Genomic DNA, 13,287 nt, shown 5'->3' on the forward strand with positions numbered 1-13,287 from the left:
AGCTGAATCGCCTCCGCATTGCTTTTTCGGTATCTTCCCGGCGTACCGAGCAACATTCGGCTGGCCTTTTTATCGGTCGCTCGAGCCAAGACCAGACGTTGCTTTGATCCAGGAGAAGGCGAGATGAAGATCCAAAGTATGCATCACCTCGTCGCCATCGCTTGTCTGATTGGACTCGCCCAGTCGGCAATAGCACAAACGCCCCCTGACGCTCGTGAAGTCTCCGGATACGATGGGCTCTTCAGAGCAGCGCATGACGGCGATGTCACTGAGATCCGGCGGCTGGCGTCGAGCGGGGCTGACGTCAACGCTCGCGACCCAAAGGGGCGAACACCGGTGCACGTGGCAGCTTTTGCGTCTGAAGATGAAGCTCTGATCGCCTTGGCTGAAGCAGGCGCAGACATGAATGCACTGGAGGGACGCGCCTACGACGTGGTTACGATCGCGGCAGTCGCTAATGATCCTGAGCTTTTGTCGCTCGCGATTAAATTGGGAAATGATCCAGGACTGGTAACCAGCCCCTATGACGGTACAGCGCTTATTGCGGCAGCGCACCTCGGTCATGTGGAAATTGTTCGCCGACTGATAGCGGCAGGGGCACCGCTCGATCACATAAATAATCTGCACTGGACAGCTGTAATGGAAAGCGTGGTTCTGGGCGATGGAGGAGCAAACCATCAAGATGTGCTCAATGCACTACTCGAGGCCGGGGCCGATCGGACACTTGCCGATCGCGATGGCGTGACACCGCTGCAACACGCGGAGAGGCGGGGCTTCTCGGAAATGGCAACCCGGCTAAGGCAAATGGATTGACGGACCCCAAGGTTTTACTAGCCCGATTAATCGCTTGGCAGCGAGGTGCAACAAGGCTTGGGCACAGTGCATCTTATCCGACTCCTACGACGCGCTTGGACTAGTTGTCGCTTACCGCCATAGTAGGGCCGAGTTCATCAGCTCTTCGGAAAGGTGGTTTCATGCGGGCACTGGTTGTCACCCTATTCCCGATCCTTCTCGGTGCTTTCCCGGCATACGCGGGGTCTCCGGACGCTCAGAGGCTAATCGATCGCGCAGCTGCCGACTGCCAGTCATTCGAAAATGGAGAATTTGACGCGGGCGACTCGGTAACGGAAATCGAGCTCCGCTCGCAGTTTGGCACCGTCAAGGCCGAGCTTGTCGACGAATCTGAGTACGCGTGTTCGTCCGCAGCTTCACTCTACTGCGGCACCGGTGGCTGCATGCTCAATCTGATCGTTGAAGGTACCGTTCACGCATGGCAAGCGACCGGGTGGCGGCTGATAGAATGGGGTCCTGACCGCATGTTGCTTATCGGTCGGGATGGTGGCTGGTGTGGCGGTGCCGGCGCTGAGGTCTGCTACGAAGCCCTTGTTTGGAGCAATGGAAGAATCCTTACCGTGGGGCCGCCTCCAGAAACCCGGTAAGGGCCGTTATGTTAAATTTTGGCTGCGTGTCGCGGGACAAGTAACCAAGCCCCGCAAACACGGCGCGCACAGCTCTCTAGCCGACAAGACTCTCGACCCATGCCGAAACCGCTGTGGCCATGGAGTTGATGTGATCCGCATGAATGATGCCTGAAACGCGTTTGCGTGGCTTTGAATCGTGATCGCCATCTTCAAACCAACCCATCCGGATGGCCGGCGACAGCTGGTACTGGCTGACTTCATCCCTCGAGCCAAACTGGTCGCGCGTTCCCTGGCAGATCAGTGTTGGGGCCTGCAGGCGCTTCAGATGTTCAGTCCGAAGCTTCTCCGGCTTCCCAATAGGGTGGAATGGATAGCCAACGCAGAGCAATCCGTTGATGCGATCTGCGTCAAACAACTCATCCGCGATCATGCTGGCAACGCGTCCACCCATGGACTTGCCGCCTATAATCAGCGGGCCGTCAACTTGTAGCTCTTCGATTGCGGCCAGGTACTCTGAGTTCAGTTTTTCAGCGCGTGGCGGGGGCTTCCTCGTGCCCTCGGTTCTGCGTTTGGCCATGTAAGAGAATTCAAACCGAACTACTCTGAGACCCTTATTGGCCAACGCATCCGCGATCATTGTCATTGCGGGGGAATCCATCGGCGCACCGGCACCATGCGCAAACATGACAGTTGCGCTTGCTACGTCGGGATTTAACTCAAGAAACTTGGTCCGCACTTTGTCGTTTTCTTTTGAGATTTCAGGGGGCGTATCAAAGAAGATGGTACACTGGACATCTGCAGCAACAAAACCCGCTAAGGTTTCTGCTTATATCGCATAGATTGGACGTCCGCCCCTCTTTGGGGGCTGCGCTGCTTGGTGGCTCTTACCCGATGAATTGCGGTTGTCAGACAACGGTGCCAATGGGTTAAGTGCTAGATTCTTTTTTCGAGCTCTCTATCACAGGGCATAAGCTGTATAAAATCAATTAAAAGCAACATGATAAAAGATATTTTTGGGTGAGGTCATAGTGTGCTAATCAGCAAATATAATGTAATATATCAGAAATGTTATCAGCATATGTTGCTTAATGCCCCTTTGTTACATACATATGATTATTGTAGTGCGACAGAGCGGAAAATCGGATGACAAAGCGCGATAAGAGGGCGAAGTTCGTGGAGCTCGCGGAGAACAGAGTTAATCGGGCGATCAAGGATCTCCGGCTGATCGGTAATTTGTCGAACCGATCGGCCTACGAGTTCGCTGACGAAGACATCCGCAAAATTTTTCGGGCTCTGCAGAAAGAGCTCGACTCTGCGAAGGGACGCTTTTCACGCGGTGACAAAGGTGGCGACGATGGTTTCCGGATTGATTGATGTCTTGAGCCAGAAAGCTGCGGGCTCCCGCGGTTACTGCAAAAAGGCGAGAAATCTAAAGGATTTGGCCGAAGATCGAAAGTTTATTTCGAAAATAGACCACACGTCAGGAACGAACGTGATTCTGTGTGACAGAGTTGAGGCGTTGTATGATGAGTGAAACTGGACTGATGTTCCTCGAAAACCAGGCGGGTGAAGTCGAAGGTCTGGGTCACGCCGGCATTGAGACCTTCCGGGATACCCCGTTCGTGAGCTGCAGCAAAGAGGCCGGACAAAACACATTGGACGCGGCGAATGGACGCCCTGTTCGTATGGTTCTGCGTGAGCATCAGGTGCCGGCCAGCGATATCCCTGGCATCGAAAAGCTCAGAGAAACGATTTCCGTTTGCCTAAAGACCGCCCGTGCTTCCGGAAGCGACAAGGATCGCGACTTTTTCGAAAACGCAAATGACGTGGTGTCCAACCTGTTCATACCTGTTCTTGAGATTGCCGACTACAACACAACCGGTTTGGAGGGACCGCCGAACGACGCCTCGTCCAAGTTTCACGCGCTGGTCAAGAGTTCTGGCAAAAGCAACAAGGCGACCGAAACATCCGGCGGATCGTTCGGGATTGGCAAAAATGCGACCTTCGCGGTGTCTGATCTCAGGACGGTATTTTATTCCACTTTGTACGACACGCAGGATGGTGAAAAGTTCGCGCTTCAGGGAAAAGTTCAGCTCGTTTCACATAAAGATGCCGATGACACCGAGCGTACGGCGAAAGGATACTGGGGTCATACGGAGCATTTCAGAGCGGTTGAGGATCCTGAGTTGGTTCCGGCCTGGTTGCAGCGCGACACCAAAGGAACATCCGTGTTTTCAGTAGGGTTCCGTGGCGAGGAGGACTGGATCGACAGAATGACCGTCCCGCTGCTTTCGAATTTCTTTGCTGCAATTGACGACGGTGACATTGAGTTTGAGGTTGGAAATGAACCTCGCATTCTGAGTGTCGAGACGTTGGCTTCATTGCTTGACGACGAAGCAATCGAAGAAGCTGGAGAAATGGCCTCTCACGGGGATGACATACGGCTTGCGAGGCAGCTCTACAGATGCCGAAGGTCTGAGGAAGCCGTAACAAAACGGTTCCGGGTCGATGGTCTTGGCGAATTTCGGGCAAAGATTCTTGTGGAAGAAGGCATGCCCAAACGCGTGGCGATCATTCGAAACGGTATGCTGATTGCGCAGTCGCTTGAGCATTTTGGTGACAAGTTCGCACGTTTCCAAGGCGCACGGGACTTCGTAATGCTCGTCGAGCCAGTTGATAACGATGCAAGCAAAGTCCTGAAGTCACTGGAGAACCCGCAACACAACGCTTTCTCCGCGGGACGGATTGATGATCCGGCAAAACAGAAAAATGTAACCCGGGCAATGAAACAGCTCATCCACGAAATCAGAGCGCTGATCCGGGAGAACGCAGAAATTACTGGTGGCGATGCTGTCAAGCTTGACGAGCTCGGAGAGTTCTTCGCAGACGCCGGCACCGAAGAGGCGAAAGTACCTTCTGCTGAAGACGACCCGGAAACGATCAGATTCACGCCAGCAAAGCGTGTCCGGCCTAAGCCGAAGAAGCCGGTTGCGCGGCATTCTGAAGGCAGTGAAGGAGGTGCAGGCCGCGATGATGGAGCTGGAAGTGTTGGAACTGACGGCAAAGGCAGTGGATCCGGTGACGGTGAAGGTGGAGACGGCACAAGAGGGCAAAGGCGTGTTGTACGGCTCGCTTCAGTTCGCAACGTCGAGCAGAACCTCAGGACCAGAAAAGTCTTTTTTACTCCGGACGAAGCGGGCGACATCGAGCTCACTTTCCTTGCGACGGGTGTCTACGACGATACAGAACTCAGAATTGCCAATGCCTCCGGCGCAAAAAATTGTTCGGCCAGCCGCGGGCGTGTTGAAATGAGCGTTGTTCAGGGCGCGCGCGTTGAGATCGAAGTGACCTTTGACGACGACTATACGGGGCCTGTTGAGGTCACTGCGGTTTTGAGGGATGGCCAATGAAAATTGATCTGAACAGCCATTTTCCGCACCCGGTTCTGAGTGACAGCAACGATGACTTTCTGAGCGGCAACTTTGATCTTCAGATCACCGAAGTGCGTGAATCCACTGATGGGAATGTCGAAGTCGATTTTGATTTGTCGCTGTCCTCGTCTGACGTACAGTCAATAGTTGACAAAGGGGCAGCGCGGGCTGGTGCCTTCATTCGTTGTCAGGATACGTTTTTTTCTGAGCTGCGCGCAGCGGACAAAACGTCAGGAACGTGGAAATTTGACCGCGGAGCGCTCTATGGCGTCGTCGAAGTCAAGCCGGCCATCTGGCTGACAGAACCTCTCGAAGACTGGTCGGCCAAGAGCCTCAACCCGGAATTCGGAGAAACCGTTTCTATTCGCGGATCGGAGATTATCGGTCTTGCAAATGACACCCGATTTACCATCGGGCAGGATAAACTTCGTAAGTTTGAAAGTATTTTCGAGCTCGTTCCGTCAGACGACATACCCAAAGGTCGTCTCAAACTCGATCTGCTGGCTGACACGATCAGGATTCTTGCCCCTGTCGATTTGTTCAAGTCAATTGAGCAACTACGAGGCACGAAGGGCGGCAAACCGTTGCTGCTGAGCGCCGTCTATATGCCCGTTGTGATGGAGGTTCTCGAAAGCATTCGTGGACACGGAGCGTCCGGTTTTGAAGACAGACCCTGGTGCCGGGTTTTCTCAGCGAAATGCGAGCACCTCAACATCGACATTGATGGAGCGCCTCTTCTGGAGAGCGCACAGCGGCTTCTGGGGTCTCCCGTTGAGAAGCTCGGCGGAGCATTTACGGAGTTGATGGACAATGTCTAAACTCAAATATATTTCTGAGAGTATTCTCGCCGACCTTAAAGCCAACGTTCCGTCAAACCTTGAACGGTATCGCAGTTCTGGCTTCGACGATCAGGCCGATTTGAACGGATGGTCAATGGAGCTTTCTTCTGTCGAAGTCGACAATGACAGGCTGAGAAAACTGGATCCATCTGGAGGTAGCGATGCGGAAGTCAGCAACTCACTGATCGTATTCGGGGCTTTCAACGGGATGACGCCAGCGCTGGCGACAGAAGAGCGCGTCTGGTCGCGCATGACGCATTTTGACTGTCTTGATTATGCTCGACAAAGGTGGCCAATCCGAGACGAACCGAAAGAAACTGGCGGGCTGCTTGGAGGTTTGACAGGTGCCAGGCAGAAGGCGGCTGAAAAGCGCAAGAAGGTGCATCATCAGAACGTCCGTCAGATTGAGACACACTACTTTGCGCGTGGAAGAACCGGGTATCGCGACGACCACGCGGTTGCGCGGTTATGGTGGAACGCGTTCATAGCCTGGCGGGTCGATCCTCAGGATCAGGCAGGTGTTCTGAGGGAACTTCTGCGGACTGCAGACATCCGCTCAAACCTGGTTGAACGCCCAATGCTCAGCAACCGGGCGAGCTTGTTGAGGGGAATAATCCAGACGATGAGCAGCCATCCGGAAGTGTACGGAACTGAAGCCACGTTCCGTGAGTTTATGAAGGCACTGAATCTGAGGGGAAGCGGGGTTCTGTTCGAGTCACTCTCTGGCGAGGAAACCGCAGAAATACTGCTCAGGTGCCGGGACGACGCTCTTAGGAGCATTCAGAAGGCGCAAAAGGCGGCCTAGAGGTTCCCGTTTCAAGCGGTCGTTGGGCTGCTCAAAGGCGAAGTTTCTTGCCTCGCTTCAAAAAGATTTGCCTTGGCTTCGCCACCTCTCGTGTCTCGACAGTGTACCCGCCTTCGCATCTGACGAGAGCGATCGGAGACAAGTACGATATGTACTGCTCAGGTTTTGTGTGGCTCTTGTAAGTTCTCCGAACGGTGTCTGGCGACAGTCCTTTCTCTTCCGCGATCTCCGCAAAGACGACAGTATCAGGTTTCTTCAAATTCGCGCGTCTTCGCCCACTCGCTGACTCGTCTGTCCGGTCCTCGGTGCGCTTTTCCTCGAAGTCTTCGACCAAAACCAGACGCGCCTCCTGCCTGTCGAGCGCTGCGTCAAGATCATCTTCCAGCCAGCTTTCGAGCAGATCCTGGCAGTCCTCATATCTGCGCCATTGGGCGTCGGAAGGATTTGCATTGTGTCCTTGCGCCGGGAAACGGCCCCGCGTTTCAAAAAGGAAACTGTCCGTAAACCAGACAAAGAACGCGGTCACGAATTCCGGGTAAGCGCGGCTGGTGTGATGGCAGACCTCCATCGCTGCCATGACGTAGTGAGGCAGGGGTTCAAATTCGAACCTCATGCGAAGAAATTCAAGAAATGCAGTTTCAAAGCACTCAGTTGGAAGTGGCTGCTTCGACACCTTTTTGCCTCCTGTTCATTCTGTGCCCGTCAATTCGACAGTACAAATGAGAAAGGCAAAAAAATGGAAATTGAGAAAATAGATCTGGAAACATCGATGGTTGCGAAGGAATTGCGGAGCAAGTTGTTTCGTATGAATCCTGCGGATCTTCACCCTGACTTTCAGCCACTGGGTGAACTGGATCGGGACGACATCGCCGAGATTGAACGTTCGCTCATCGACATTGGTGTGATGACACCGGTTCTGATCACTGGTGACGATACAATTGTTGCTGGTCAGGGTCTCGTGGAAGCGGCCTTACAGATTGGCCTTGACGACATTCCGGCGCTCACACTCGACGATCTTTCGGAAGAGGAGTACCCGCTCTTCTTTCGCCAGATGTATCGCTTCTACAGGCTCGCGAACATCGACTGGGAGATCTTTCAGATCGATGCACAACAAATCCTGTCGTTCACTGCCAGCGGCCGGCTCGCGCTAAAAATCCACGCAATGAAGAGCACTGCCTGACGCACGACGTTCTGGCCCGTGTTGCACGCGCGGCTCTTTAAAACCCCGGTGAGCTCTGCAGATAGGGGCCACCAATTCTGTGCCGGAAAGGTCCGTCGACAACCAAACCTGATGCAGATCGCATTGTCGTTCGCTGCTCGTGTCCGTGACGACAAGCCGGCTGCGCAAACCGTGAAAGGCCTTGACAATGGCTGACATCAAAACACTGCCGGATAAGACCCGGCTCAAGGTCGTCTATCGGAAGACCAACGACCTTATCCCGTACGCGGGCAACGCTCGCACGCACAACGATAAACAAATCGCACAAATAGCGGCGTCGATCCGCGCTTTCGGCTTTGCTAATCCGGTGCTGGTCGATAGCGACGGCGGTATCCTCGCCGGGCACGGTCGCGTGGCGGCTGCGAAACTGCTCGGAATGGAAATGGTTCCAACGATCGGACTGGCGCATCTTTCCGCTGCTGAGCGGCGAGCCTACGTCATCGCTGACAACCGCCTCGCCGAACTGGCAGGATGGGACCGTGAGATCCTGAAAATCGAGCTTGAAGCGCTTGCCGACCTCGACCTCAACTTCGAGCTTGAGATCACTGGTTTTGAGACCGCCGAACTGGATATTCTGCTGGACGACGACATCCGCGAAGGTGCCGACGATCCGGCGGATGCCACGCCGGCACCAGAAGAGGGGCCGGCTGTCACCCGCCCACGGGATATCTGGCACCTCGGCCGTCATGCCCTGATCTGCGGTGATGCCCGTGATCCTTCGATTTACGCGGCGCTCATGGGCGAGGAGCGTGCTCAGGCCGTATTCACCGATCCACCCTACAATGTGAAAATCGACGGTCATGTCTGTGGATCCGGCACGGTGAAACATCACGAATTCGCCATGGCCGCTGGCGAAATGGATTCTGACACCTTCACGGCCTTTCTGAAGGCTTCGCTGGGCGCCATGGTCGATATCAGCCATGACGGCGCCATTCACTTCGTCTGTATGGACTGGCGGCATATGGCCGAACTGCAGGCCGCGGGTTCCAAAGTCTATTCCGAGCTGAAAAATCTTTGCGTCTGGGCCAAGACCAACGGCGGAATGGGCACCTTTTACCGGTCCCGCCACGAACTGATCTATGTCTGGAAGGTGGGCACAGCGCCACACACGAACACCTTCGGACTCGGCGAAAAGGGACGCTACAGGACGAATGTCTGGGACTATCCCGGCGTCAACGGTTTCGGCGGCAACCAGCAGGATCTGGCGCTGCATCCGACCGTAAAGCCTGTGGCTCTGGTTGCCGACGCAATCCGTGATGTGACCCGGCGCGGCGATACTGTCCTCGACGGCTTTGGCGGCTCCGGCACTACCCTGATCGCGGCAGAGCGCTGCGGTCGTGTCGCGCGGCTCGTTGAGCTGGACCCGGTTTATTGCGACGTCATCTGCCGCCGCTATGCGGCGCTGACGGGCGATGACGCGTTTCTGGCAGGAACAGGCGAAACTTTTGCTGCGGCAGCTGAACGGCGCGCTGACGAGGTTCAGCCCCCGGAAGCGGAGGTTGCAGAATGACAGATCAGATCAAAGCCCCGGTGGGCTATATGAGACCGCCGGAATACAGCCGATTCAACAAGGGCCAGTCCGGCAATCCGAAGGGACGACCGAAGAAGCCTGAAGACGTCCACGTCGTCCTGCAGCGGGTTCTGAGGCGAAAAGTCCGGCCCAAAGGCGCGGACAGGCAGATGCCCATAAGTGAGGCCCTGATCCGCAAGCTGCGCGAACTGGCGATTTCGGGTGATCGACGGGCCCTGGATCTGCAGCGGTCGATCCTCGACGAAGCGCGAGCGACTGAAGCGAAGCGGCATGACCCTGAGAAAAAAAGAAAGGACTTGGTCAAGCGAATCCGGCGCAAGTTGGCCGAGGAGCAGGCTGAGGGAGCGGCTGATGACCGAGACGTATGATGTGGGCTACGGCAAACCGCCCAAACCCCACCAGTGGAAGAAAGGGCAGTCTGGTAATCCAAAGGGGCGCCCTAAGACCCGGTCTGATCCCATCAGAGAAGCCGCCGATATCCTGTCTGAGCCGGTAATGGCGCGCACTCCCGAAGGACGCACCGTGTCGCTTGACGGGTATGTGGCGGCCTATCTGGCGCTCTGCAAAAAGGGTCTGAAGGGGCATGTTCCGTCGCTCATCAAAGCGATCCGGATCATGCTGGAGGTACAGCCTGCGCTGGATGCCAAAGCCGAAGATGCGCTCCACAAGCGAGAACGGATACTGGGCCTTCTGGAGAAGATGGGCGTTGAGGTTTGTCGGCGGGATGTGGACGGCGACCGTTGACGGGCTCCTTCGCTCAGAAATAGTGGATTTGGGGCGCGATCGGCGTTCTCGTTTTGTCCGGCTGGGTCGCCTGGATGCGGTATGCGTTAACAAATATTTCACCAGATGTGCGCAGATTGTTCTTGTCGAATGGGCAGTGCCCAGCCATAGTGTCAGAAAAATTCCCAGCGCGGAGCAGTTATGACCGATTTCGAAATCCTTCTGCGGAAGGCGGGGTATTCTGTACCCGAAGCCGCAAAACATCTGGATTACTCCGAGGGCCATATCTATCGCTGGGTCCGTGGCGAGGAAAAGCCGCGTGATAGCATTATCCGCCTCCTTAAAATCGAGATCGAACAGCGCCGTCCGGTCGACAGCGGGGCCATGTTTTCGTTTATCGATCTGTTTGCCGGGATCGGCGGATTGCGAAAGGCTATGGAAGGGGCCGGTGGGCGCTGCGTATTCACGTCCGAATGGGATCGTTTTGCGCAACAGACCTATCTGGCCAACTTTGCCGACAACCGATCGATCGCCGGGGATATCCGCGAAGTCGACGCAAGCGCGATACCTGCGCACGATGTGCTTGTCGCCGGCTTCCCTTGCCAGCCGTTTTCGATCGCGGGCGTCTCCAAGAAAAATGCGCTGGGCCGTCTACACGGGTTTGATGACGAGACCCAGGGCACGCTGTTCTTCGATGTCTTGCGCATACTGAAGTATCACCGCCCAGCGGCTTTCCTTCTGGAGAATGTCAAAAACCTGAAGAGCCATGACCGCGGCCGGACCTTTGAGGTCATCAAGCGTAAGCTTGAAGAAGAGCTTGGCTATTCAATCCGCACCCGGATCATCGACGCGGCCCATTTTGTGCCCCAGCACCGGGAGCGGATTGTGATTGTCGGGTTCCGGGAAGAGGTTCCGTTCGACTTCGACGAGATTGATTTGCCTGCGCGTGGGCATCGGGTTATGAAAGATATCCTCCATCCGGAGAACGGCCTCGAAGACCCCGAGGCCCATTACACAATTGGGGACGATGCCGCCGTTAGCGAGAAATACACGCTCTCCGACAAGCTCTGGCGCTATCTGCAGGATTACGCCGCCAAGCACCGGGCTAAGGGCAACGGTTTCGGTTTTGGTCTGGTTGAGGGGAACAGTATCGCTCGCACCCTGTCCGCCAGATACTACAAGGATGGCTCCGAAATCCTCGTCAGCCGGGGTGAGGACCAGAACCCGAGGCGGCTGACTCCGCGCGAATGCGCCAGACTGATGGGTTACGAAGAAGACTTCCGGATCCCGGTGTCAGATACGCAGGCTTACAAGCAGTTCGGAAACTCGGTCGCCGTTCCGGTTTTTGCGGAGGTTGCGCGGATCATGCGACCGCATATTCTGTCGCTGACTGAAAGCGATGCGGAGTCCGTTCTCAGAGTTGGTTGATGTACACGACAAAGCCACCCGCAGCCGAAACATGGCGGCGATACGTGGCAGCGATACAAAACCTGAGATGCTGATCCGCCGCGGGCTCCATGCCCGCGGTTTCCGCTTCCGTCTGCATGATCGCAAACTGCCGGGGCGCCCGGACCTGATCTTTCCCAAGCATCATGCTGTGCTCTTCGTCCATGGTTGTTTCTGGCATGGCCACGGCTGCCATCTCTTCAAGTGGCCAAGAACGCGGGAAGAGTTCTGGCGTGAGAAAATCGGAGCCAATGTTGCACGGGATCAAGCTAACACAGAGGCTCTGCACAATGTCGGTTGGAGAGTAGGCGTCGTCTGGGAATGTGCTCTCAAGGGACGCCAGCGACAACCACTGACCGATGTTCTGAGTGTGATCGCCGATTGGCTTATCTCGCAGAATGTCGATCTTAGTCTGCAGGGTTTGACCGAAGGTGAGCGAATGGTGGTGCCCTCATGAAATTCGGTGTTCTGGCAGATCTCTTTGAGGGCGCTGGTGCCAAAGCCCTGACCGAGGTTGAGATTAACCGTCAGCGCTCAAACCAGCACGAGTTCCAGGGCGTCAGTGGCTTCCGGGCTTTTCTGGGCACTCCGGCCGAAAAGCAGACGTTCCCGGCGATCTTCTACTGGCTTGAAGACGATGAAGACGCGGAACCTATGCAGCTTGAATCTTTTTGCACATGGAGCGACGTCCGTCGCGGCCAGGCACGCCGGAGCCCTGAGTACCACCTCTACTACGCGGCGGAGTCCGAGCCGGTAGTCCATCAGGCTCGGGCCGGCGATCAGGTTGTGATCGCACGGACCAAGGATGGCAGCCTGATGGTACTTCTTACGCCGGAAGGGTCGACCATTGGCCAGCAACTTTTGTGGCTCTTCGGGCTGGATCTATTCGAGGGAAGATCTGCCGCGCGCCGCCTCGATCGCGACGACACTATTGAACTTGGCTTCGCAGCGCGAAGTATTCTGGCGGATCTTGGCATTGAAACAGAAGAGCCCGAACCAGACGCCTTTGACCTGCTTATTGAGAAGTTCGGGCGGGCCTTTCCGGGAACCGTTCCACTGTCTGTCTTCGCCCGTGAAACATTGTCAGAGGTCGATCCGCTGGAAGATCCTGACGGTGCGCTTGTTGCCTGGATGGAGCACGAGGAAGCGCTGTTTCGGCATCTGGAACGCGAGATCGTCTCGGATCGGCTGAAGGCCGGTTTCACGGAGCAGGGTTCAGCGGACGTGGACGGGTTCCTGAGCTTTTCCCTGAGCGTTCAGAACCGTCGTAAATCGCGGGCAGGCTATGCTTTCGGCCACCATGTTGAAGCCATCCTGCAGGCTCATGGGGTGAGCTACACGCGCGAAGCCACGACGGAGAAACGAAACGCTGCAGATTTCCTGTTTCCCGGCGAGGACGATTACGCCGACCGACGTTACCCGGATGACCAGCTTGCTATGCTGGCGGTGAAGACAAGCTGCAAAGACCGCTGGCGGCAGGTCCTGGCAGAGGCGGACCGGATCAGGACGAAGCATCTGCTTACGTTGGAGCCAGCGATATCGAAGCTTCAGACTGCCGAAATGCAGGGCCATGGCCTGCAGCTTGTGCTGCCTGCCTCATTGCACATCACTTATCAGGCTGACCAGCGTGCGTGGCTCATGGGAGTCGGGGATTTCCTCGGCGCGGTCCGCGACTTTCGTGGGCGACAGCGGTTGTTGATCTAAGGCGGGCAGAACGGCCCACAGGAGACCTTCACCGGATCCAACCACGCTGCGGTGCAGCTTCCGCAAACCAGCCATTCATCGAAGGCGCAGCATTTTCAAATGAGTAAGGTCGGCAGCGCGGACTAAGCGGTCATTGCTCAAGGCAACCATTGCACCTACAGCGACCAG

15 protein-coding genes are annotated in these 13,287 nt (G+C 55.9%); 13 read left to right on the plus strand and 2 right to left on the minus strand.

What is annotated here, in order from left to right; genetic code table 11:
• Positions 1–123: 123 nt before the first annotated feature.
• Both GOV89_RS00330 and GOV89_RS00335 read left to right on the plus strand, forming a co-directional pair.
• Positions 124–813 carry an ankyrin repeat domain-containing protein gene (locus GOV89_RS00330; RefSeq protein WP_254451482.1) on the plus strand — a complete coding sequence of 230 codons (690 nt, stop codon included), beginning with the start codon at positions 124–126 and terminating at the stop codon, positions 811–813.
• 161 nt (positions 814–974) lie between these two features.
• The gene (locus GOV89_RS00335) at positions 975–1,439 is read left to right on the plus strand and encodes a hypothetical protein (protein ID WP_170686831.1); all 465 of its coding nucleotides are present in this window, start codon (positions 975–977) and stop codon (positions 1,437–1,439) included.
• Between the two features lie 76 nt (positions 1,440–1,515).
• On the opposite strand, the gene GOV89_RS00340 is transcribed toward GOV89_RS00335, so the two are convergent.
• Positions 1,516–2,106, minus strand: a complete 591-nt coding sequence (locus GOV89_RS00340) for an alpha/beta family hydrolase (protein WP_217352133.1) — start codon at positions 2,104–2,106, stop codon at positions 1,516–1,518.
• A 458-nt stretch (positions 2,107–2,564) separates the two neighbouring features.
• Between GOV89_RS00340 and GOV89_RS00345 the strand changes: the two genes are divergently transcribed.
• From GOV89_RS00345 to GOV89_RS00360, 4 genes are all read left to right on the plus strand, one after another.
• Positions 2,565–2,795, plus strand: a complete 231-nt coding sequence (locus GOV89_RS00345) for a hypothetical protein (protein ID WP_170708822.1) — start codon at positions 2,565–2,567, stop codon at positions 2,793–2,795.
• Positions 2,796–3,304: 509 nt separating this feature from the next.
• Entirely contained in the window at positions 3,305–4,831 is a 1,527-nt protein-coding gene (locus GOV89_RS00350) for a hypothetical protein (protein ID WP_171237180.1), read from the plus strand.
• Positions 4,828–5,670, plus strand: coding sequence for a hypothetical protein (locus tag GOV89_RS00355; RefSeq protein ID WP_170708816.1), 843 nt, complete (start codon positions 4,828–4,830; stop codon positions 5,668–5,670). Before GOV89_RS00350 ends, GOV89_RS00355 begins: the two co-directional genes overlap by 4 nt.
• Positions 5,663–6,496 carry a DUF6339 family protein gene (locus GOV89_RS00360; RefSeq protein ID WP_170708813.1) on the plus strand — a complete coding sequence of 278 codons (834 nt, stop codon included), beginning with the start codon at positions 5,663–5,665 and terminating at the stop codon, positions 6,494–6,496. The genes GOV89_RS00355 and GOV89_RS00360 overlap by 8 nt, the downstream gene beginning before the upstream one ends.
• Positions 6,497–6,527: 31 nt before the next feature.
• Here GOV89_RS00360 and GOV89_RS00365 read toward each other — a convergent pair whose 3' ends face one another.
• Complete coding sequence (locus GOV89_RS00365) at positions 6,528–7,109, minus strand: hypothetical protein (protein WP_170733030.1); 582 nt, start codon at positions 7,107–7,109, stop codon at positions 6,528–6,530.
• A 123-nt stretch (positions 7,110–7,232) separates the two neighbouring features.
• On the opposite strand from GOV89_RS00365, the gene GOV89_RS00370 reads away from it, so the two are divergent.
• The 7 genes from GOV89_RS00370 (at position 7,233) to GOV89_RS00400 (ending at position 13,119) form a co-directional block, all read left to right on the plus strand.
• Positions 7,233–7,676, plus strand: coding sequence for a ParB N-terminal domain-containing protein (locus GOV89_RS00370; protein ID WP_170708808.1), 444 nt, complete (start codon positions 7,233–7,235; stop codon positions 7,674–7,676).
• Between the two features lie 187 nt (positions 7,677–7,863).
• The gene (locus GOV89_RS00375) at positions 7,864–9,225 is read left to right on the plus strand and encodes a DNA methyltransferase (protein WP_171237181.1); all 1,362 of its coding nucleotides are present in this window, start codon (positions 7,864–7,866) and stop codon (positions 9,223–9,225) included.
• Positions 9,222–9,614 carry a DUF5681 domain-containing protein gene (locus tag GOV89_RS00380; RefSeq protein WP_170708802.1) on the plus strand — a complete coding sequence of 131 codons (393 nt, stop codon included), beginning with the start codon at positions 9,222–9,224 and terminating at the stop codon, positions 9,612–9,614. Before GOV89_RS00375 ends, GOV89_RS00380 begins: the two co-directional genes overlap by 4 nt.
• On the plus strand, positions 9,598–9,990 hold the full coding sequence (locus tag GOV89_RS00385) for a DUF5681 domain-containing protein (RefSeq protein ID WP_171237145.1): 393 nt from the start codon (positions 9,598–9,600) through the stop codon (positions 9,988–9,990). Before GOV89_RS00380 ends, GOV89_RS00385 begins: the two co-directional genes overlap by 17 nt.
• Before the next feature lie 180 nt (positions 9,991–10,170).
• Positions 10,171–11,397, plus strand: coding sequence for a DNA (cytosine-5-)-methyltransferase (gene dcm, locus GOV89_RS00390; protein WP_170708799.1), 1,227 nt, complete (start codon positions 10,171–10,173; stop codon positions 11,395–11,397).
• A 31-nt stretch (positions 11,398–11,428) separates the two neighbouring features.
• Positions 11,429–11,872: a DNA mismatch endonuclease Vsr gene (locus GOV89_RS00395; RefSeq protein WP_253284641.1), complete on the plus strand. Its 444-nt coding sequence runs from the start codon at positions 11,429–11,431 to the stop codon at positions 11,870–11,872.
• On the plus strand, positions 11,869–13,119 hold the full coding sequence (locus GOV89_RS00400) for a type II restriction endonuclease (protein WP_171237182.1): 1,251 nt from the start codon (positions 11,869–11,871) through the stop codon (positions 13,117–13,119). Before GOV89_RS00395 ends, GOV89_RS00400 begins: the two co-directional genes overlap by 4 nt.
• The last annotated feature ends 168 nt before the right edge of the window (positions 13,120–13,287 follow it).

It is taken from the genome of Ruegeria sp. HKCCA5763 (genome assembly GCF_013034545.1).
In the GTDB taxonomy this organism is placed as follows: Bacteria; Pseudomonadota; Alphaproteobacteria; order Rhodobacterales; family Rhodobacteraceae; genus Ruegeria.

Bases quoted from the DNA above. Each gene is read 5' to 3' on its own strand.
- GOV89_RS00330 (WP_254451482.1), top strand. From the start codon at position 124: ATGAAGATCCAAAGTATGCATCACCTCGTCGCCATCGCTTGTCTGATT.
- GOV89_RS00335 (WP_170686831.1), top strand. From the start codon at position 975: ATGCGGGCACTGGTTGTCACCCTATTCCCGATCCTTCTCGGTGCTTTC.
- GOV89_RS00340 (WP_217352133.1), bottom strand. From the start codon at position 2,106: ATGTTTGCGCATGGTGCCGGTGCGCCGATGGATTCCCCCGCAATGACA.
- GOV89_RS00345 (WP_170708822.1), top strand. From the start codon at position 2,565: ATGACAAAGCGCGATAAGAGGGCGAAGTTCGTGGAGCTCGCGGAGAAC.
- GOV89_RS00355 (WP_170708816.1), top strand. From the start codon at position 4,828: ATGAAAATTGATCTGAACAGCCATTTTCCGCACCCGGTTCTGAGTGAC.
- GOV89_RS00360 (WP_170708813.1), top strand. From the start codon at position 5,663: ATGTCTAAACTCAAATATATTTCTGAGAGTATTCTCGCCGACCTTAAA.
- GOV89_RS00365 (WP_170733030.1), bottom strand. From the start codon at position 7,109: ATGAGGTTCGAATTTGAACCCCTGCCTCACTACGTCATGGCAGCGATG.
- GOV89_RS00370 (WP_170708808.1), top strand. From the start codon at position 7,233: ATGGAAATTGAGAAAATAGATCTGGAAACATCGATGGTTGCGAAGGAA.
- GOV89_RS00375 (WP_171237181.1), top strand. From the start codon at position 7,864: ATGGCTGACATCAAAACACTGCCGGATAAGACCCGGCTCAAGGTCGTC.
- GOV89_RS00380 (WP_170708802.1), top strand. From the start codon at position 9,222: ATGACAGATCAGATCAAAGCCCCGGTGGGCTATATGAGACCGCCGGAA.
- GOV89_RS00385 (WP_171237145.1), top strand. From the start codon at position 9,598: ATGACCGAGACGTATGATGTGGGCTACGGCAAACCGCCCAAACCCCAC.
- dcm (WP_170708799.1), top strand. From the start codon at position 10,171: ATGACCGATTTCGAAATCCTTCTGCGGAAGGCGGGGTATTCTGTACCC.
- GOV89_RS00395 (WP_253284641.1), top strand. From the start codon at position 11,429: ATGGCGGCGATACGTGGCAGCGATACAAAACCTGAGATGCTGATCCGC.
- GOV89_RS00400 (WP_171237182.1), top strand. From the start codon at position 11,869: ATGAAATTCGGTGTTCTGGCAGATCTCTTTGAGGGCGCTGGTGCCAAA.